The sequence below is a fragment of the Kitasatospora sp. NPDC053057 genome (assembly GCF_044546945.1).
In the GTDB taxonomy this organism is placed as follows: Bacteria; Actinomycetota; Actinomycetes; order Streptomycetales; family Streptomycetaceae; genus Kitasatospora.
The window spans coordinates 113,269-132,248 of the sequence record NZ_JBITZP010000008.1 but is presented as its reverse complement, the minus strand read 5'-3'; the positions used below and the strand labels follow the sequence as shown (position 1 = coordinate 132,248).

The 18,980-nt window shown below is 71.5% G+C and carries 17 protein-coding genes, 1 tRNA gene and 3 pseudogenes; 12 read left to right on the top strand and 9 right to left on the bottom strand.

Annotated elements, in window-relative coordinates:
• Positions 1 to 118: 118 nt before the first annotated feature.
• A complete protein-coding gene (locus tag ACIG5E_RS11810; protein ID WP_396533182.1) occupies positions 119 to 865 on the top strand; it encodes an MBL fold metallo-hydrolase in 747 nt (248 codons plus the stop codon).
• A gap of 24 nt (positions 866 to 889) precedes the next feature.
• On the opposite strand, the pseudogene ACIG5E_RS11805 reads toward ACIG5E_RS11810, so the two are convergent.
• The 4 genes and pseudogenes from ACIG5E_RS11805 to ACIG5E_RS11790 all read right to left on the bottom strand — a co-directional run.
• Positions 890 to 1,393: pseudogene (locus ACIG5E_RS11805) on the bottom strand (LLM class flavin-dependent oxidoreductase); the annotation flags it as partial.
• Positions 1,390 to 1,863: pseudogene (locus tag ACIG5E_RS11800) on the bottom strand (FMNH2-dependent monooxygenase); the annotation flags it as partial. The pseudogenes ACIG5E_RS11800 and ACIG5E_RS11805, both read right to left, overlap by 4 nt.
• A gap of 114 nt (positions 1,864 to 1,977) precedes the next feature.
• On the bottom strand, positions 1,978 to 3,237 hold the full coding sequence (locus tag ACIG5E_RS11795; RefSeq protein ID WP_396533181.1) for a PTS transporter subunit EIIC: 1,260 nt from the start codon (positions 3,235 to 3,237) through the stop codon (positions 1,978 to 1,980).
• Between the two features lie 530 nt (positions 3,238 to 3,767).
• Complete coding sequence (locus tag ACIG5E_RS11790; RefSeq protein WP_396533180.1) at positions 3,768 to 5,057, bottom strand: PTS transporter subunit EIIC; 1,290 nt, start codon at positions 5,055 to 5,057, stop codon at positions 3,768 to 3,770.
• Between the two features lie 248 nt (positions 5,058 to 5,305).
• Between ACIG5E_RS11790 and ACIG5E_RS11785 the strand changes: the two genes are divergently transcribed.
• From ACIG5E_RS11785 to rdgB, 4 genes are all read left to right on the top strand, one after another.
• Entirely contained in the window at positions 5,306 to 5,692 is a 387-nt protein-coding gene (locus ACIG5E_RS11785) for a glucose PTS transporter subunit EIIB (RefSeq protein ID WP_396533178.1), read from the top strand.
• 107 nt (positions 5,693 to 5,799) lie between these two features.
• The gene (rph, locus tag ACIG5E_RS11780; protein WP_396533177.1) at positions 5,800 to 6,525 is read left to right on the top strand and encodes a ribonuclease PH; all 726 of its coding nucleotides are present in this window, start codon (positions 5,800 to 5,802) and stop codon (positions 6,523 to 6,525) included.
• Positions 6,526 to 6,690: 165 nt separating this feature from the next.
• Positions 6,691 to 7,080 carry a hypothetical protein gene (locus ACIG5E_RS11775; RefSeq protein WP_396533175.1) on the top strand — a complete coding sequence of 130 codons (390 nt, stop codon included), beginning with the start codon at positions 6,691 to 6,693 and terminating at the stop codon, positions 7,078 to 7,080.
• Between the two features lie 31 nt (positions 7,081 to 7,111).
• Positions 7,112 to 7,717 carry an RdgB/HAM1 family non-canonical purine NTP pyrophosphatase gene (gene rdgB, locus ACIG5E_RS11770; RefSeq protein WP_396533174.1) on the top strand — a complete coding sequence of 202 codons (606 nt, stop codon included), beginning with the start codon at positions 7,112 to 7,114 and terminating at the stop codon, positions 7,715 to 7,717.
• A 73-nt stretch (positions 7,718 to 7,790) separates the two neighbouring features.
• Here rdgB and ACIG5E_RS11765 read toward each other — a convergent pair.
• From ACIG5E_RS11765 to bcp, 3 genes are all read right to left on the bottom strand, one after another.
• Positions 7,791 to 7,878, bottom strand: a tRNA-Leu gene (locus tag ACIG5E_RS11765).
• 12 nt (positions 7,879 to 7,890) lie between these two features.
• The gene (locus tag ACIG5E_RS11760) at positions 7,891 to 8,754 is read right to left on the bottom strand and encodes an HNH endonuclease (protein ID WP_396533173.1); all 864 of its coding nucleotides are present in this window, start codon (positions 8,752 to 8,754) and stop codon (positions 7,891 to 7,893) included.
• A 377-nt stretch (positions 8,755 to 9,131) separates the two neighbouring features.
• Positions 9,132 to 9,605, bottom strand: coding sequence for a thioredoxin-dependent thiol peroxidase (gene bcp / locus ACIG5E_RS11755; RefSeq protein WP_396533172.1), 474 nt, complete (start codon positions 9,603 to 9,605; stop codon positions 9,132 to 9,134).
• 156 nt (positions 9,606 to 9,761) lie between these two features.
• Between bcp and ACIG5E_RS11750 the strand changes: the two genes are divergently transcribed.
• Both ACIG5E_RS11750 and ACIG5E_RS11745 read left to right on the top strand, forming a co-directional pair.
• Positions 9,762 to 10,103 carry a DUF3618 domain-containing protein gene (locus ACIG5E_RS11750; protein ID WP_396533171.1) on the top strand — a complete coding sequence of 114 codons (342 nt, stop codon included), beginning with the start codon at positions 9,762 to 9,764 and terminating at the stop codon, positions 10,101 to 10,103.
• Between the two features lie 149 nt (positions 10,104 to 10,252).
• Positions 10,253 to 10,594: a GroES family chaperonin gene (locus tag ACIG5E_RS11745; RefSeq protein ID WP_396533265.1), complete on the top strand. Its 342-nt coding sequence runs from the start codon at positions 10,253 to 10,255 to the stop codon at positions 10,592 to 10,594.
• A gap of 87 nt (positions 10,595 to 10,681) precedes the next feature.
• On the opposite strand, the gene ACIG5E_RS11740 is transcribed toward ACIG5E_RS11745, so the two are convergent.
• Positions 10,682 to 11,410, bottom strand: a complete 729-nt coding sequence (locus tag ACIG5E_RS11740; protein ID WP_396533170.1) for an SDR family oxidoreductase — start codon at positions 11,408 to 11,410, stop codon at positions 10,682 to 10,684.
• A gap of 122 nt (positions 11,411 to 11,532) precedes the next feature.
• Between ACIG5E_RS11740 and ACIG5E_RS11735 the strand changes: the two genes are divergently transcribed.
• A complete protein-coding gene (locus tag ACIG5E_RS11735; RefSeq protein WP_396533168.1) occupies positions 11,533 to 12,396 on the top strand; it encodes a LysR family transcriptional regulator in 864 nt (287 codons plus the stop codon).
• Positions 12,397 to 12,440: 44 nt separating this feature from the next.
• Positions 12,441 to 13,614, top strand: a pseudogene (locus ACIG5E_RS11730) (winged helix DNA-binding domain-containing protein).
• A gap of 31 nt (positions 13,615 to 13,645) precedes the next feature.
• Here the strand turns inward: ACIG5E_RS11730 and ACIG5E_RS11725 are convergent.
• Positions 13,646 to 15,964 (bottom strand): transglycosylase domain-containing protein, encoded by a 2,319-nt coding sequence (locus tag ACIG5E_RS11725; protein ID WP_396533167.1) that lies wholly within the window; start codon positions 15,962 to 15,964, stop codon positions 13,646 to 13,648.
• A gap of 279 nt (positions 15,965 to 16,243) precedes the next feature.
• Here ACIG5E_RS11725 and ACIG5E_RS11720 point away from each other — a divergent pair, with 279 nt between their 5' ends.
• From ACIG5E_RS11720 to ACIG5E_RS11710, 3 genes are read left to right on the top strand one after another with little or no spacing between them, the layout of a single operon-like run.
• Positions 16,244 to 17,128, top strand: coding sequence for an ABC transporter permease (locus tag ACIG5E_RS11720; protein ID WP_396533166.1), 885 nt, complete (start codon positions 16,244 to 16,246; stop codon positions 17,126 to 17,128).
• Positions 17,121 to 17,963: an ABC transporter permease gene (locus ACIG5E_RS11715; RefSeq protein ID WP_396533165.1), complete on the top strand. Its 843-nt coding sequence runs from the start codon at positions 17,121 to 17,123 to the stop codon at positions 17,961 to 17,963. The genes ACIG5E_RS11720 and ACIG5E_RS11715 overlap by 8 nt, the downstream gene beginning before the upstream one ends.
• 27 nt (positions 17,964 to 17,990) lie before the next feature.
• On the top strand, positions 17,991 to 18,950 hold the full coding sequence (locus ACIG5E_RS11710; protein ID WP_396533164.1) for an ATP-binding cassette domain-containing protein: 960 nt from the start codon (positions 17,991 to 17,993) through the stop codon (positions 18,948 to 18,950).
• Positions 18,951 to 18,980 lie beyond the last annotated feature (30 nt).

Below are 18,980 nucleotides of genomic sequence, written 5' to 3'. Positions count from 1 at the left end.
CTCGACACACCAACGCAGTGCTACCGGCCGGCCCACCGGCCCGGCCTGCCGTTTTCCATGCTGTTTTCCATGCCGTTTTCCAGCAGCAGCCGGGGCGTGTCAGGGCGGAGGGGCTCGGATGAAACTGACCGTGGTGGGGTGCTCGGGGAGCTTCCCGTCCGCCGAATCGCCGTGCTCCAGCTACCTGGTCGAGGCCGACGGCTACCGGGTGGTGCTGGACCTCGGCAACGGCGCCCTCGGCGCGCTGCAGAAGTACACCAGCCTCTACGAGGTCGACGCCGTCCTGCTCAGCCACCTGCACGCGGACCACTGCGTCGACCTGTGCGCCTACTGGGTCGCCCGCAACTACCGCGCCGAGGGCTGCCCCGACCTGCTGCCGGTGTACGGCCCGGCCGGCACCGCCGAGCGGCTCGCCCGCGCGTACGACATGCCGGAGAACCCCGGAATGAAGGAGGTGTTCGAGTTCCGCACGCTCACCCCGGGCAGCTTCGAGCTCGGCCCGTTCCGGGTCTCCGTCGCACAGGTCAACCACCCCGTCGACGCCTTCGCCTTCCGGCTGGAGCACGGCGACCGCTCGCTGGTCTACTCCGGCGACACCGGTGAGAGCCCCGCCCTGGTGGAACTCGCCCGCGGCACCGACCTGTTCCTCTGCGAGGCCGCGTACCTGGACGGCCGCGACACCTACCAGGCCGTCCACCTCAACGGCCGGGAGGCCGGCGAGCACGCCACCGCCGCCGGGGCCCGCCGGCTCGTCCTCACCCACATCCCGCCGTGGACCGACGCCGAGCGCAACCGCCGTGACGCGGCCGCCACCTATGCGGGCCCGGTCGAGCTGGCCCGGGCCGGCGCGGTGTACGAGATCTGACCGGTGGCGCACGGACTCCTCCCCGGCGTCCCAGAACTCCCGTGCCAGCTGGACGGATTCGGCGGCCCGGGTGTAGCGGTCGGCGCGGTCCAGGTAGCCGCCGCGGCGGAAGTTCTCCCTGGTGAAGGCGTCGGAGGAGGTGACCACGTTCCAGGCCGCGCGGCCGCCGGAGAGGTGGTCCAGGGAGGCGAAGCGGCGGGCGAGTTCGTAGGGTTCGTTGAAGGTGGCGTTCACCGTGGCGGCCAGGCCGATCCGTTCGGTGACGGCGGCCAGGGCGTTCAGCACGGTGATCGACTCGGGGCGGCCGACCACGTCCAGGTCGTGGATGCGGCCCTTGGTCTCGCGCAGCCGCAGGCCCTCGGCGAGGAAGAAGAAGTCGAACTTCCCGCGCTCGGCGGTCTGTGCGAGGTGGCGGAAGGAGTCGAACTCGATGTGGCTGCCGGAGGCCGGGTCGCTCCACACCGTGGTGTTGTTGACGCCGGGGAAGTGCGCGGCGAGGTGGATCTGCTTGAGCGGACGGTCCGTCATCGGGTCACCTCGGCGAGGGCGGGGGAGTCGGTGGTGGCGGCGGGAACGTCCGCGTAGCGGCTGGCCGGACGGGCCAGGCCGAGGTGGTCGCGCAGGGTGCGGCCGGGGTACCCGGTGCGCAGCAGCCCGGCGCCGCGCAGGGCGGGGGCGATCCGCCCGGCGATGGCGGCCAGGTCGCGTTCGGGTTCGGCGGGCACGAGGTGGAAGCCGTCAACGCCGGTGCCGGTGGCGGTGAGTTCGGCGAGCAGCCGCTGTTCGGCGGCCCGGTCGGGCAGGGCGGCGTCGGCCGCCTCGGCCCACAGCTCGTCCTCGGGGGCGACCGGGCGGCGGCCGAAGGCCCGTGCCTCGGCCTCGGTGGTGGAGACGCCGACCAGCCAGCCGGCCCGGCCCTCGCTGACCCAGTCCAGGGTGTTGAGCGAGATCGAGGTGTGGAAGGGCTCGGTGTGGGTGGTGGTGACGGTGGGCACCAGGGCGTCCGTCGGTTCGTCAACCGCCGTGGCCGGCTGCCGGACATGCCGAAGGCCCCGCCCGGCCGCCGGGGGGAGCGGCGGTGGGCGGGGCCTTCGGAACGGGCGGGACGGGCGTCAGGCCTTGGTGATGTCCTCGAGCTCGGCGTCGTCCTCGCGACCGGGGGTCTTGAGGTTGAACTTGGTGATCGCGAAGCGGAACACGAAGTAGTAGATCGCGGCGAAGACCAGGCCGATCGGGATGATCAGCAGCGGGTTCTTGGCCAGGCTGAAGTTGATCGTGTAGTCGATCAGGCCGGCCGAGAAGCTGAAGCCGTGGTGGACGCCGAGTGCCCAGGTGAGGGCCATCGAGACGGCGGTCAGTACGGCGTGGATGGCGTACAGGGCCGGGGCGATGAACAGGAAGGTGAACTCGATCGGCTCGGTGACACCGGTGACGAAGCTGGTCAGCGCGATCGAGATCATCATGCCCGTGACGGCCTTGCGGCGCTCGGGGCGGGCGCAGTGGGCGATCGCGAGGGCGGCGGCCGGCAGCGCGAACATCATGATCGGGTAGAAGCCGGCCTGGAACTGGCCGGCGGTCGGGTCGCCCGCCAGGAAGCGGTTGATGTCGCCGTGCACGACGGTGCCGTGGGCGTCGGTGTAGTCACCGGTCTGGAACCAGGCGTAGGTGTTGACGAACTGGTGCATGCCGATCGGGATCAGCGCGCGGTTGATCAGGCCGAACAGACCGGCGCCCACCGCGCCCGCACCCACCAGGCTGTTGTTGACGTGCGAGATCGCGTCGCCGATGGGCTGCCAGCCGAGGCCGAACAGGACGCCCAGGCCGGTGCCGACGAAGGCCATGATGATCGGGACCAGGCGGCGGCCGTTGAAGAAGCCGAGCCAGTCGACCAGCTTGGTGCGGTGGAACCGCTGCCACAGGATGGCCGCGAGCAGACCGACCACGATGCCGCCGAGCACGCCCGGGTCCTGCGGCTTGCCCGCCGGGAGGGCGTCGGTGACGGTGCCGTCCGCCGGGAACGCGGTCAGGACCTTCTGGAAGACCAGGTAGCCGACCAGGGCGGCCAGCGCCGTGGAACCGTCCGCCTTCTTGGCGTAGCCGATCGCGATGCCGATGCAGAACAGCAGCGGCAGCGCGCCGGTGACGGCGGTACCCGCGGCGCCGAAGACCTCGACGAGCTTCGCGGGGAAGTGCCACTTCTCATGGACGTCGGGCTGGCCCAGGCGCGCCAGCAGACCGGCGGCCGGGAGGACGGCGATCGGCAGCTGGAGGCTGCGGCCGACCTTCTGGAGGCCGGGAAGGACGCTGTTGCCGAACTTCTTGATCGGCGTCGGAGCCTTGGCGGGCGCCGGTGCCTGCGCAGACTGACTCATGGGGGTGGGTTCCTAACGGCTTGGCGGTCGGTCGGGGGAAGGCACACGGGGCCGAACCGCGAACTGGTCTACACCACACGTGGTGTAGACCAGTTTTGTAGCACGGGTGGAGAAGTCGGGGAACCCCGGATAGCGCTGCCGCCGGGAAGCGCTATGAAATCGAAACCTGGTCGCGGAACGACGATCATGATTTCAGTCGCGATTGTGATTTTGGCTATTTGCGCAACAAAAAGCGCGGAGCCCGTGCGGCGCCCGGGTCGGAGCGGGTCCCGGGGTCGGGCCCGGGCGATCCGGCCGCTCCCGGGCGTGTGCGACGGCTGCTGAGAGTGACCGGAGGGTCGCGGACGTGCCCGTGGGGCGCCCCCCGACCCCTGGTCGGCACCCGTCCGGACCGCCTCCGGCCAGGCGGATCGCAACCGAATTACCTTTTCGCCGGGCATCGGATAGGGAATTCGGTCCTTTCCCGAAATGCCGAAGGCCCCCGGACCGGCGGGTCCGAGGGCCATTGCGGGTGACGTCTGCAGCGGTATTCAGGCCTTGGTGACGTCCTCCACCTCAGCCTCGTCCTCGCGCCCCGGAGTTTTCAGGTCGAATTTGACGATGATGAAGCGGAAGAGCGCGTAGTACACCACGGCGAAGCAGAGTCCGATGACGATGATCAGCCACGGTTTGGTGGCCAGCCCCCAGTTGATGACGTAGTCGATCAGGCCGGCCGAGAAGCTGAAGCCGTCGTGCACCCCGAGCCCCCAGGTGACCGCCATCGAGGCGCCGGTGAGCAGCGCGTGCACGCCGTACAGGGCCGGGGCGATGTAGGCGAAGGAGTACTCGATCGGCTCGGTGACGCCGGTGACGAAGGAGGTCAGGCCGACCGAGAGCATCAGGCCGTAGATCTCCTTGCGGCGGTGCGGCTTGGCGGAGTGGGCGATCGCGAGTGCCGCGGCGGGCAGCGCGAACATCATGATCGGGAAGAATCCGGACTGGAACTGGCCGGCCGTCGGGTCGCCCGCCAGGAAACGCGGGATGTCGCCGTGCACGATGGTGCCGTCGGCCTTCGTGAACTCGCCGAACTGGAACCAGACGAAGGTGTTCAGCAGCTGGTGCATACCGATCAGCAGCAGTGCGCGGTTGAAGACGCCGAAGATGCCCGCGCCGCCCGCGCCGAGATCGGCGAGGTTCTGCGAGAAGTCGTTCAGGCCGCGGCCGATCGGCGGCCACACCCACAGCGCGACGACGGCGGTCAGCATGCCGACCAGGGCGGTGATCATCGGGACCAGGCGGCGGCCGTTGAAGAAGCCGAGCCAGTCGACCAGTCTGGTGCGGTGGAACCGCACCCACAGCCAGGCCGACATCAGGCCGATCAGGATGCCGCCGAGCACCCCCGGGTTCTGGTACGTCGCGTTGGCGGACTTCGCCGAGGAGTAGTCCACGCACTGGTCGCTGACCAGCACGGTCGGCGGCTTGCAGCTCTCCGGGAAGGCGTGCAGGACCTTGTAGTAGACGAGGAAGCCGACCACGGCCGCGAGCGCCGTCGAGCCGTCCGCCTTCTTGGCCATGCCGATCGCGACCCCGATGCAGAACAGCATCGGCAGGCCGAGCGCGGAGTCGAGCAGGGCGCCGCCGGCCGCCGCGAACACCTTGGCGACGTCCGTCCAGCCCAGGCCGTCCTTGCCGAAGACGTCCGGCTGGCCGAGCCGGTTGAGGATGCCCGCCGCGGGGAGCACCGCGACCGGCAGCTGCAGCGAGCGGCCCATCTTCTGGAGCCCGCCGTAGAAGGTGTGCCACCAGGTGGTCTGCGGGGCCGTGGCGCCTGCCGAACTCATCATCCACCCTCCGGGCGCAGTTGCCGTCGGGAGACCCTGTGCGGGACCCTCGGGCGGGGCTCGGGAACACCCGGGGTCCTTTCCGCGTTCGCCGAAGTACACATATATTGGTGTAGACCACTTTGGGACGCAGGCCGGACGCCGGGACGCGAGCCCCGCTGATCGTCATCCTCGGACGGCGGTCCGGAGCCTGCGCGCCGGAATGGGCCAAAAGTGGACTAACGTGGCAGACCGGACCGGCTCGGGTCATGCTGGTCGCGCGCCCCCCGGCAGCACGGCCGCAGCTGAACCCGCGTCAGCCACCGGCACGGACCTCACCACCCGACGGTCGAGGACCCAGCACAGCGCAGGACGGCACCCGGCAGAGCCGCCGAAGGGCCGAGACAGAGGGAGAGAACCAGATGGCCAGCAAGGCTGAGAAGATCGTCGCCGGTCTGGGCGGCATCGACAACATCGAAGAGGTCGAGGGCTGCATCACCCGCCTGCGCACCGAGGTCAAGGACGCCTCCCTGGTCGACGAGGCCGCCCTCAAGGCCGCCGGCGCCCACGGCGTCGTCAAGATGGGCACCGCGATCCAGGTCGTCATCGGCACCGACGCCGACCCGATCGCCGCCGACATCGAGGACATGATGTGAGCTGAGCCACCCAGGCTCGACCGCCCACGGCCCGCCGACCCGCTCAGGGGGACGGCGGGCCGAGGCATGTCCGGGGACGCAGATCCGAGCGGCTACGCTCAGTGGCTATGTCACGCATCGACGGCCGCACCCCCGAACAGCTCCGCCCCATCACCATCGAGCGGGGCTGGAGCAAGCACGCCGAAGGCTCCGTCCTCATCTCCTACGGCGACACCAAGGTGCTGTGCACCGCCAGCGTCACCGAAGGCGTCCCGCGCTGGCGCAAGGGCAGCGGCGAAGGTTGGGTCACCGCCGAGTACTCCATGCTCCCGCGCGCCACCAACACCCGCGGCGACCGCGAAGCCGTCAAGGGCCGCATCGGCGGCCGCACCCACGAGATCAGCCGGCTCATCGGCCGCTCGCTGCGCGCCGTCGTCGACCACCGCGCCCTCGCCGAGAACACCATCGTGCTCGACTGCGACGTCCTCCAGGCCGACGGCGGCACCCGCACCGCCGCCATCACCGGCGCCTACGTCGCCCTCGTCGACGCCGTCTCCTGGGCCCGCGAACGCAAGCTGCTCCGTGCCAAGGGCCAGCCGATCACCGGCGGCGTCAGCGCCGTCAGCGTCGGCATCATCGACGGCGTCCCGATGCTCGACCTCCAGTACGAGGAGGACGTACGCGCCGAGACCGACATGAACATCGTCTGCACCGCCGACGGCCGCTTCGTCGAGGTCCAGGGCACCGCCGAAGGCGCCCCCTTCGACCGCGACCTGCTCAACCGGCTGCTCGACCTCGGCACCCTCGGCTGCGCCGAACTCGACGAGATCCAGCGCAAGGCGCTGGAGGGCTGAATCCCCGTCGGCCGCACACCCGTCCTCGTACACGGACGCGCGTACGGCCTGCTGTACAGGCCCCGCCCGCAGACCGTACGGTTCCCGCAGCAGTCCCGCTGCGGGAACCGCGCCCCCGACGGCGCGCGTCCCTCCCCGCGTAACCCGCGCCACCAGGAGGACCGGATGCAGTCGAGCATCGCCCGCCCCGCCGTCCTCGCCGCGGCCGCACTGATCGCGATCCTCCCGCTCAGCATGGTCAGCTGCTCCGCCGCCCAGAAGGCCATCGACTGCGGCAACACCGCCGTCAAGGTCACCGGCGACATCGCCGACCTCACCAAGGCCTACGACAACTCCAGCAACGACTCGGCCGCCGCCGGGAAGGCGTTGCAGAAGCTCAAGGGCGACCTCGACCAGATCGGCAAGAACTCCAAGAACACCGACGTCGCCAAGGCCGTGACCGACCTGCAGAAGCAGGCCGACAAGGTCCAGCAGGCCGTCGACAAGAAGCAGGCTCCCGACCTCAAGCCGCTCGGCGACGCGGCGGGCAACCTCACCTCGGTCTGCACCGGCTGAACCCCCACGCGCTCTGGATAGGGTGGGCGATATGTCCACCCGTCTGATCCTCGCCACCCGCAACCAGCACAAGGTCGCCGAGCTGCGCGCCATCCTCACCGACGCCGGCCTCGACGTCGAACTCGTCGGCGCCGACGCCTACCCCGAGATCCCGGACGTCCCCGAGACCGGCGTCACCTTCGCCGAGAACGCCCTGCTCAAGGCCCACGCCCTCGCCCGCGCCACCGGCCTGCCCGCGGTCGCCGACGACTCCGGCCTCTGCGTGGACGTCCTGGGCGGCGCCCCCGGCATCTTCTCCGCCCGCTGGTCCGGCAAGCACGGCGACGACCTCGCCAACCTGAACCTGCTGCTCGCCCAGCTCTCCGACATCGATGCCGCTCATCGCGGCGCCCACTTCTTCTGTGCGGCCGCCCTGGCATTGCCGGACGGCACCGAACGCGTCGTCGAGGGCCGCCTCCTCGGCACCCTGCGCACCGCCCCGGCCGGCACCAACGGCTTCGGCTACGACCCGATCCTCCAGCCCCTCGGCGAGACGCGCACCTGCGCCGAACTGACGGCGGACGAGAAGAACGCCATCAGCCACCGCGGCCAGGCCTTCCGGGCGCTCGCGCGGGTGGTCAAGGAGCTCATCGGCTGACGGGAAGTCCGAAACGACGAAGGGCCCGCCCCGGATCGCCCGGGGCGGGCCCTTCGATTCTCAGGTAGAAGGCTGGTGCGGCCTGAGGGATTCGAACCCTCACGGGGTTTCCCCCACCGGATCCTAAGTCCGGCGCGTCTGCCAAGCTCCGCCAAGGCCGCGTGGCCTCTAGTCTAGGGCCTCGCTTCCGGCGGGAACACCGCGATTTCACGCGGCGCCGTGTGCTTGTTCTTGTTTCGCCCGCAATAGGTGTCGGTGACAGAGTGGCAGTTCGGGCAGAGCAGTCGGAGGTTGTCCGGCCGGTTGTCCGACCAGTCGCCGTTGATGTGGTCGACCTCCAGGGTCATCGGCCGTCCGCGCCACTCAGGGCCGGTGCCACAGTCCTCGCGCAGCTCGGGTCGGCCGAGCTCGGCCAATGCGCTCCGGATCCGCGCACCCGGGATTCGCTTGGCTTCCATGGGGCGCTGAACCAGGAGCTGCTCGGCCGGAATTCTGGTGGGGAGTCGCTTGCCGCGGGCGTGGGCCTGCCCGGTGAAGTGCGAGGTGTCGATTCCGAGCTCCTTGATTCGCCGTCCGATGTGAGCCTGGGTGCCCCCGGCCTGACGCTGGTGGAGATGCCGCACCACACCGGCCACGCTGTGTGACACCGAGACGGCCTCCTGAAGGAGCTCCCGGGTGTAGACGGTCCCGGCTGAGCGGAAGTGCGAAGTGTCGATCCCGTACTCGGTGAGCTTTCGACGCAGATACTTCCGTCGGTCGCGGTTCGGCAGGCGGCCGAGCGCGATCAGCATCTCGTCGAGTGTGGTCGCGGTGGCCGCGGCCTCAGCCAGCACTTCCCTCGAGTACTGCCGTTGCCTGTCGGCGCGACAGCCCTGGTCGAAGTGCGAGGTGTCGAGTCCGTAGTGGCTGAGCCGTCTGCTCAGATAGCTGTGCGCGCCGCGTGTCATCGGCACGCCGAGTTTGCGCATCATCTCGTTGACGCTGGTGGACTCGGCCGCGAGGACGGCGAGCAGTTCGCGGGTGTACTTGACCGGCATGGTGGTCCCCCTGTGGGCTCGTGAGCCCCCTTCCGTGGGGTGGCAACGATCGGCGAGCGGATTGGTCACGGCCTGTCGGGGATTCGGCAGCGGGCACGGCTGAGAAAGCCCCAACGGGTCAGGCCGCTTTCGACGACCCCGACACCCGGGTCAACTCTGGCGGCTTCTATTCGACGACCGCGATCCGGACGGTCGGTCAAGCTGCCGGGCTGGCAGTCGCTGGCGCCGGGCGACCCGGCCGCCGGCGGCGCCTGGGGCGTCTGGAGCGACCTCGGTGCCTGCTGAACCTGACGGCGGTCACCCGAGGTGAGGAACGGCGGTGGCGGCACACCCGGTCGGGGGGTGGGCCGCCACCGCTGCGTTCGGTGCCTAAGGGGTCAGGCCTCGACCTTGAGGTCGCGCAGCAGCTTGGCGACGTGCCCGGTGGCCTTGACGTTGTACAGCGCGCGCTCGACCTTGCCCTGCTCGTCGACGATGATCGTGGAGCGGATCACGCCCTGGTAGGTGCGGCCGTAGTTCTGCTTCTCGCCGTAGGCGGCGTACGCCTCCAGCACCTTGTGGTCCGGGTCGGAGAGCAGGGTGACCTTGAGGTCCTCCTTCTCGCGGAACTTGCCGAGCTTCTCCGGCTGGTCGGGGGAGATGCCGATGACGTCGTAGCCGGCGCCCGCGAAGACCTCCAGGTTGTCGGTGAAGTCGCAGGCCTGCTTGGTGCAGCCGGGGGTGAGGGCGGCCGGGTAGAAGTAGACGATGACCTTGCGGCCCAGGTGGTCGGCGAGGGAGATCTGGTTGCCGTCGGCGTCGGACAGGCTGAAGGCGGGTGCGGTGTCGCCGGGCTGGAGGCGCTCAGTCACGGTCGTACTCTCCTGGAGGCTGGGACGGGCGGTCGTACCACGGCAAACTTACCCCCGTTGGTGGGTGGGGCCGCGCGTCCGTGCTCGGCAGCTGACAGACTGGGTTGGTCGCAGAGGACGACAGGACGACATCGGCAAGTGAATGGGGTGGCCCGAGTGGGCGAGGCGAGCACGCAGGACAAGCCGGAGCGGACGGCTGCGCAGATCGAGGCGGACATCGAGCGCACCCGCGACCGGCTCGCGGCGAATCTTGACGAGCTGGCCGTGCGGGTCCACCCGAGCACCATCTCCGCGCAGGTCAAGGCCAAGGCGATGGCCACCGTCGAGGAGAAGACGGCCCGGGCGTACGTGGCCGCGAACGGCGTGGTCGAGAAGGTCAGGGCGCAGTTCGTGGACGAGACGGGCCAGCCGCGCAAGGAGCGGATCGTCCCGGTGGCGCTGGTCGGCGTCGGCCTGGTGCTGCTGATCGCCTCGTCCCGCAAGCGCCGCAAGGACTGAGCCGTGGTCCCGGAGGACCGGACCGCCGTGGGGCGGAGCCGGTCCTTCCGCATGTCGGGCCGGCGTCACGCTCCGCGCCCCGGGGCGGTACCTTCGGGATCGTGAGTACGAACGACAACCCGACGCGTTCCGAGCACGGGCACGAGTCCATGCGGCACGACCGGCTGGGCGAGAAGCTGCCGATCCGGATGCTGCACGACCGCGTGCTGGTGCGCATCGAGGGCAGTGAGGGCGAGCGCCGCTCGACCGGCGGCATCCTGATCCCGGCGACCGCGGAGCTGAGTAAGAGGTGCACGTGGGCGGAGGCTGTGGCCGTGGGCCAGAGCGTGCGCTCGGTGGAGCCGGGTGACCGGGTGCTGTACGACCCGGAGGACAAGCTGGAGGTCGAGGTCCGGGGCGCCACCTACGTGCTGCTGCGTGAGCGTGACCTGCACGCGGTGGCGGCGACCCGTTTCGGGGACACCGAGGGGTCGACCGGCCTGTACCTGTGACCGTGACCGTGCTGCGGCTGCGGCTGCGGTGATTCTTCGAGGCGGGTCCGCCGGCCGGGGTGCGGCCGACGGGCCCGTTCGACGTGGTCAGGCCAGCAGGGTGCCGCCGTCGACGGTGATCACCGTGCCGGTGGCGAAGCGCTGGTTCATCAGGTGGACGTACGACTCGGCGACCTCCTCGGGTTCGGCGATCCGGCCGAGCGGGAGGGTGCCGGCGATCCCGGCGAACAGCTGCTCGCGGTCGGCCTCCGGGAGGCTGGACCACAGCGGCGTGCGGACCATGCCGGCCCGGACGGCGTTGACCCGGATCGGGGCCAGCTCCACGGCGAGGGCCCGGACCAGGCCCTCGATGGCGCCGCAGATGCTGGCCGCGATGCTCCAGCCGGGGCCGGGGCGCAGTCCGGCGGTGCCGGAGGTGAGGGTCACGGAGCCGCCGGGGCGCAGGAGCGGGGCGGCGGTGCGGACGGCGTCGAGGGCGCCGAAGTAGCGCAGGGTGAAGAAGTCGCGGGCGGCGTCGAGCTCGAGGGCGTCGAGCGTGGTCAGGGAGAGTGGTTCGCCGGCCGTGAAGACGAGGTGGTCGATCGGGCCGAGGCGGTCGAAGAGGGCGCTGACCTGCCGGCTGTCGGTGAGGTCGGCGATCTCGGCGGTGGTGCCGGCGGGCAGGGTGGCGAGGGCGCGTTCGGTGCTGGCGGCGCGGCTGGAGGCGACGGTGACCTGGGCGCCGTGGTCGGCGGCGAGGGCGGCGGTGGCGAGGCCGAGGCCGGAGGTGCCGCCGAGGATGACGACGCGCTGGTCCTTGAGGGGCGCGATGGGCATGGTCGTGGTGCCTTTCGTGGGCGGTGCGGGGGTCGTTCCGATCCTGCGCCGGGCCGCGCGGTGGCGTCCAAGACCTGTTCGGTCGGCTGTCATACCCTCGGGGCATCAGGGTGTTCTCGGGGGTGGCGGTGGACGTCGATCTGCGGAAGCTGCGCTACTTCGTGGCGGTGGCGCGGGAGTTGCACTTCGGGCGGGCGGCGGCGGAGTTGCACATCGCGCAGCCCGTGCTGTCGCGGCAGATCCGGGCGTTGGAAGCGGAGTTCGGTGCGCAGTTGTTCCGGCGGGACCGCCGTTCCACCGAACTGACCGATGCGGGACGGCAGTTGCTGGAGGACGCGCCGCCGTTGCTGGCGGCGGCGGAGGCGTTGCGGCGCCGGGTGCTCAGGGTGGAGGGTGGCCCGGGCCGGTTCGTGGTGGGGTTCATGCCGGGGATCGCGGTGACGGCGGCGGTGCGGGCGTTGCGCGGGCGGCATCCGGGGCTGGCGGTGGAGGTGGTGCGGACCTCGTGGGCGGAGCAGGCGCGGGTGGTGCTGGACGGGCGGGTGGACGTCTCCTTCGTGCGGTTGCCGGTGGAGCCGCGGGGCTTGGTGGTGCGTCCGTTGTTCGCCGAGCCGCGGGTGGCGGCGCTGCCGGTCGGGCACCGGCTGGCGGGTGAGGTGTCCGTCATGATGGCCGAGTTGGCGGGTGAGCGGCTGCTGCAGGATCCGGTGGTGGTGCCGGAGTGGCGGGGCGGGCCGGGGTCGGCCGGGCCGCGGGCGGAGACGGTGGAGGAGAAGCTGGAGTACGTGGCGGCGGGGGAGGGGACGGTGGTGCTGCCGTCGTCGGTGGCGGCCTTCTACACCCGTGCGGACGTGGTGCACGTGCCGGTCTCGGACATCGCGCCGAACCGGGTCGGGCTGGTCTGGGCGGCCGGGCGGGCGGCTCCGTTGCTGGGCGAGTTCGCCGGGTTGGCGGCGGAGCTGGTGGACGGCGGGGCCGGGCGGTAGTCGCCGTGGTCGGTTTTGTCGGTGGGGGCCGCTAGGGTCCGGGCATGAGTGTCCCGGTGATCGGTGATGGGGAGCGGCGGGCCCGGTTGGGGCGTCGGCACCTGTTGGCGCCCTCGGTGCGGGCGGCACGGGTGGAGGACGTGGCCGACGCGGTGGTCGGCCTGCACGCGACGGACGCGGCGACGGTGTACCTGTCGGCCTGTGCGCGGCTGGCGGAGCCCGCGGTGGCGGAGGTGGACCGGGCGCTGTACGAGGACGTCTCGCTGGTGAAGCTGCTGTCGATGCGGCAGACGATCTTCGCGGTGACGGAGGGCCTGGCCCCGTACGTGAGTGCGGCGGCGGCGCGGGCGATCGCGGCGAAGGAGCGGGCGACGCTGCTGAAGCACCTGCGGGACCACGCCGAGGGCTGGGACGCGGCCCGGCTGGTGGAGACGGAGCGCGAGGTGCTGGCCGCGCTGGCCGTGCGCGGGGAGGCGACGACCAAGGAACTCGGCGAGGACGTACCGCGGTTGCGCGAGACGATGCTGATGTCGGCGGGCAAGGCGTACCAGGCCAGGCAGAGCGTGGGCAGCCGGCTGCTGAGGCTGCTGGCCTCGGACGGGCACGTGCGCCGGTGCCGTCCGCGCGGATCCTGGCTGAGCAGCAGCTATCCGTGGGCGCTGGTGCCGCAGTGGCCGGACGTGCCGGTGCGGGAGGCGAAGGCGGAGGTGGTGCGGCGCTGGCTGGCGGCGTACGGTCCGGCCACGGTCGAGGACGTGAAGTGGTGGACGGGCTGGACGCTGGGGGACGTCCGTACGGCGCTGGCGGACGTGGGGGCGCGGGGCGTGGCGCTGGCGGACGGCGGCGGCCCTGGTGCTGCCGGGGGACGAGGGGCCGGTGGTGGCCCCGGAGCCGTGGGCGGCGCTGTTGCCGGCGCTGGATCCGGCGGTGATGGGCTGGCGTGGGCGGGACTGGTACCTGCGGCCGGAGGACGTGCCGGCGCTGTTCGACCGGGCGGGCAATGCCGGGCCGACGGTGTGGTGGTGCGGCGAGGTGGTCGGCGGCTGGGCGCAGCGGGCGGACGGCGAGGTGGTGTGGCGGCTGTTCCGGGACGTCGGGGCGGAGGCGGAGCGGGCGGTCGCGGCGGAGGCGGGGCGGTTGGCCGGGTGGTTGGGGGAGGTCCGGGTGACGCCGCGCTTCCGGACGCCGCTGGAGCGGGAGTTGGTCGCGAAGGGGTAGTGCGCCGGGCCTTGCGCCGGGCCCGCCGGGCTCAGCGGGCCGGGGCCGGGGCGACCGGTGTGCCGGTGGGTCCGGCGGTGGCGGTGGGCGGGTCGCTGGGTCGGGCGGGCCGGGTCTGGGTGGGTCGGCTGCTGGGGGTGGGCTGGTCCTGGCTGGGGGTGGGCTGGGGGTTCTGCGGGCTGGGGGCGGCCGGGCCGGGGCCGGGCTGGTCGGTGGCGGGGGGTGCGCTGGGGGTGTGGCTGGGGGTGGTGGCGGGGGCTCCGGTGGTGGCGGTACTGGGGGTGGCGCTGGGGGCGCTGCTGGTGGGGGCGCCGGTGGTGGGCCAGCTGTCGGGGCCCGGGCCGCCGTGACCGGTCTGCAGGTCGAACTGCTGGGTGGGGGTGCCGCCGAGGGCGGCGGTCATGTAGCCGGTCCAGATCTTGGTGGGGAAGGCGCCGCCGTTGACACGGGTGAGGCCGGCGGTGCCGGCCAGCGGTTCCTTGGCGTGGCTCTTCGGGTTCTCCCGGAACAGGCCGACGGTGGTGGTGAGTTCGGGGGTGTAACCGGCGAACCAGGCGGAGAGGTTGGCGTCGGTGGTGCCGGTCTTGCCGGCGGCGGGGCGGCCGAGGTCGAGGGCGGCGGCGCCGGTGCCGCGCGGGCTGACGACGTCGCGCAGGACGTCGGTGACGGAGTCGGCGATGTTGCGGCCGACGGCGTCGGTGGCCTTGTGGTCGGGCATCTTGGGGACGTCGACGGCGCCGCCGGGGTTGACCCGTTCGAGTTTCTGGACGGACCAGGGGGTGTGGGCCTGGCCGTGGTTGGCGAGGGTGGCGTAGGCGCCGGCCAGGTCGAGGGCGCTGGGGGTGGCGGTGCCGAGGGTCATCGAGGTGTTGGCCGGGTCCATGCCGCGGACGCTGTCGGGGATGCCGAGTTTGACGGCGGTGTCCCGGACGCGGGCGAGTCCGGCGTCCACGCCCTCCTGGGCGTACACGGAGTTGACGGACTTGACCATGGCGTAGCGCAGGGTGATGTTGCCGTAGTCGACGTCGTCCTCGTTGGGGGGCGCGTACGGGGTGGGGCCGCCGGTGACGGGGCGTTCGCTGGTGCCGTCGTAGCGGGTCTCGGTGGTGATGGGGTGGCCGTCGACGGTGTGCTGGGCGATCAGGCCGGCGGCGAGGTCGATCGGCTTGAAGGTGGAGCCGATCTGGTTGTCCTGGCGCAGGGCGTCGTTGAAGGGCTGCTTGGCGTAGTCGGGGCCGCCGTAGACGGCGACGACGCGGCCGGTGGCGGGTTCGACGGAGGCGCCGGCGACCCGGACGTCGGTGTCGGTGGTGGGGCGGGCCTTGGGGTCGAGTTCGCCGGTGAGTTCGTCCTGGACGGCCTTGACGAAGGCGTCCTGCTTGGGCTTCTCGAAGGTGGTGGTGATCCGCCAGCCGCCGGCCTTGAGGGTGGCGGCGTCGATGGTGCCGGAGGAGATGAGGTAGTCGTCGGCGACGCCGACCAGGTAGCCGGCCTGCCCGGCGAGGCCGGTGGCGGGCTGGGGGTCGATCGGGTCGGGGAAGGTGGTGGCGGTGCGGTCGGCGGTGGTGAGGAAGCCGAGTTGGACCATGCCGTCGAGGGCGTAGTTCCAGCGGGCGATGGCCTTCTCGCGGTTGGCGGGGGTGGCGGTCTTGACGTCGTAGAGGCTGGGGGCCTGGAGCAGGGAGGCGAGGTAGGCGCCCTGGCCGAGGGTGAGTTGGGAGACGTCGACGCCGTAGTAGGCGTGGGCGGCGCTCTGGATGCCGTAGGCGCCGCGGCCGAAGTAGCTGCTGTTGAGGTATCCGGCGAGGATGTCCTTCTTGTCGCGCTGCTGGTCGACCTTGAGGGCGATGAAGAGTTCGCGGCCCTTGCGTTCGAAGGTCTGGTCCTGGGTCAGGTAGTAGTTCTTGACGTACTGCTGGGTGATGGTGGAGCCGCCCTGCATGCCCTTGCCGAGCAGGGTGTTCCAGCCGGCCCGGAGCATGCCCTTCAGGTCGATGCCGCGGTTCTGGTAGAAGGTGCGGTCCTCGGCGGAGACGACGGCCTGCTGGGTCTGCAGCGGGATCTGGTCGATGGTGACGTCGGTGCGGTTGACGGCGCCGGTGCGGGCGATCTCGGTGGTGCCGTCGGCGTAGAGGTAGATGTTGTTCTGGGCGACGGCGTGGGCGTTGGGGTCGGGCACCGGGACGATGACGTAGAGCACGGCGAAGGCGCCGACGGCGAGCAGCAGCAGTGCGGTGAGGGTGCCGAGGGTGATTCGCCAGGTGGGCAGCAGCCGGCGCCAGAGGGGGAGGGCGCGGCGGGCTTCGCGGCGGGCGGCCCGTTTGGCCTGGCGGCGGGTGCTCAACGTCATGACGGGATTATCTGCTATTTGACGTGGGTTCAGCGGCCGCGGGGGTCTGAGGTGCGCGGTTGCGCGGGCGGCGTCGTGCGCCCCGGGGTGCGTCGGAAATCCGGGTGCGGGCGGTGGGGCTCGGCGGTACGGTGAAAGGTGCAAATCGCATAGCGCGCTGACTTCTGACAGCTCCGCCCGCCCGCCCGGTACCCCCGGGTACGGCCGGTCGGAGCCGCTGGGGTGTGCGCGGACGTCTACGGGTTGCCATCTGCCCGTATTTGTCGACAAGGAGACAATATGCAGAACGCAGCGCTCGTCGGGGCGAGGCCCCCTGATACCTCCGGTGGATCCGCCCCCGGGTCCGCCTCCGGTGGATCCGCTCCCGGGCTGTACGCCGCCGTCGCCCGCGGCGCCTTCCGCCGCTACTCCACCTACCGGGCCGCCACCCTGGCCGGCACCTTCACCAACACCGTCTTCGGCATCATCCTGGCCTCCTCCTTCCTCGCCCTCTGGCAGGCCCGCCCCAACCTCGGCGGTTACGACCAGAGCCAGGCCGTCACCTACATCTGGGCCAGCCAGGGCCTGCTGGTCACCGTCGCCGTCTGGGGCGGGGGCTTCCAGGACGAGCTCCAGGACCGCTTCCGCAACGGCGACATCGCCGTCGACCTCTACCGCCCGGTCGACTTCCAGGGCTGGTGGCTGGCCACCGACCTCGGCCGGGCCGCCTTCCAGGCGCTGGTCCGCGGCACCGTGCCGATGCTGGTCGGGGCGCTGGTGTTCCGCACCCGGATGCCCGAGCACCCGCTGACCTGGGTCTTCTTCCTGCTCTCCGTCCTGCTCGCGGTGCTGGTCAGCTTCGGGCTGCGGTTCCTGGTCTCGATCACCGGCTTCTGGCTGCACGACTCGGAGGGGGTGCGCGCGGTGATGCTGGTGGTCTCGATGTTCTTCTCCGGGATGCTGCTGCCGATCGCGCTCTTCCCCGGCTGGCTCGGCACCGTCGCCCCGCTGCTGCCCTGGGCGGCGTTGGTCAAGGTGCCGACCGACGTCTTCCTGGAGCGGGCGGACGGCGCCGGGCTGCTCCCGGCGCTGGGCTTCCAGCTCGGCTGGGCGGCCGCGCTGCTGGCCGCCGGGCGGGGTGCGCAGTGGCTGGCGACCCGGAAGGTGGTGGTGCAGGGTGGCTGAGTCCTTCACCGCCGAGCCGTTCCTCGCCCGGACGTCCTGGGCGGTCCGCTCCTGGTGGCTGTGCGCCCGGATGTGGATGCGCTCGATGATGGCCTACCGGGCCTCCTTCCTCCTGAACCTGCTGGCCAGCCTGGTCACCCACTCCCTCGACTTCGTCGTCCTGGTGATCATGTTCCGGCACACCGACCGGCTCGGCGGCTGGAACCTGCCGGAGATCGCCTTCCTCTACGCCACCGCGACCTTCTCCCTCGGCATGGCCAACCTGCTGGTCGGCTCGGCCGACGGCCTCGGCGTGCGGATCATGAACGGCTCGCTGGACACCATGCTGATTCGCCCCGCCCCCGCGCTCTCCCAACTGTGCGCCGAACGCTTCAGCCTGCGCCGGCTCGGCCGCCCGCTCCAGGCCGTGATCGTGCTCGCCTGGTCGCTGGCCGCCCTCGACGTGCACTGGACCTGGGACCGGGTGCTGCTGGTGCCCGTCCTGCTGGTGTGCGGCACCGTCATCTTCGGCGCGATCTACGTCGGCGGTGCCACCGTCCAGTTCTGGTGGGGCGAGTCCAAGGAGATCCAGAACTCCTTCACCTACGGCGGCGCGACCCTGCTCCACTACCCGCCGACCATCTTCGCCAAGGAACTCGTCGCCGGGGTGGTCTTCGGCGTCCCGTTGGCCTTCGTCAACTGGTTGCCCAGCCTGCGCATCCTCGACCGGCCCGACCCGCTCGGACTGCCCACCGCCTTCCAGTACGCCTCCCCGGTCGCCGCCGCGCTGTGCGTCGCCGCCGCCGGGGCCGCCTGGCGGGCCGGACTGCGCGCCTACCGCGGCACCGGCAGCTGAACTCCCGTTCTTCGTAAGGAAACCCCCATGGCATCGATCGAACTCCAGGACGTCCACCGCACCTTCACCGTGCGCGCCCGCACCGGCCGGTTCAGCCGGGTCAAGCGCGAGGTGCGCGCGGTGGACGGCCTCAGCTTCACCGTCGAGGCCGGCGAGTGCGTCGGCTACATCGGCCCCAACGGCGCCGGGAAGTCGACCACCATCAAGATGCTCACCGGGATCCTCGTCCCCAGCTCCGGCCGGCTGCGCGTCGCCGGGGTCGACCCGGCCCGCGAACGCGTCGCGCTGGCCCGCCGGATCGGCGTCGTCTTCGGCCAGCGCACCACCCTGTGGTGGGACCTCCCGCTGCGCGACTCCTTCGAACTCGCCCGCCGGATCTATCGGATCCCCGACCGGCGGTACCGCGAGAACCTCGGCCGCTGCGTCGAACTGCTCGACCTGGAAGGCTTGTTGGACACGCCCGTACGGCAGCTCTCACTCGGCCAGCGGATGCGCGGCGACCTCGCGGCCGCCCTGCTGCACGACCCCCAGGTGCTCTACCTGGACGAGCCGACCATCGGCCTGGACGTGGTCAGCAAGGGCAAGGTGCGCGAGTTCCTGCGCGAGGTCAACCGCGACCGCGGCACCACGGTGCTGCTCACCACCCACGACCTCACCGACATCGAGCAGCTCTGCGGCCGGGTGATGGTGATCGACCACGGCCGGGTCGTCCACGACGGCGGGCTGGACGGGCTGCACGCCGCCGGGCGCAGCGAGCGGACGCTGGTGGTCGATCTGGCCGAGGCCCGGCCGCCGATCGAGGTGGCCGGGGCGCGGGTGGTGAAGGTCGAGGGGCCGCGCCAGTGGCTGGCCTTCCCGGCGCGGGAGAGCGCGGCGCCGATCGTGGCGGAGGTCGCGGCGCGGTACCCGCTGGTGGACCTCTCGGTGCGCGAGCCGGCCATCGAGGACGTGATCGCGCGGATGTACGCGAAGGTCGCGATCGGCTAGTCCGGTCGGGCGGATGTGCGCGAGGGCCGC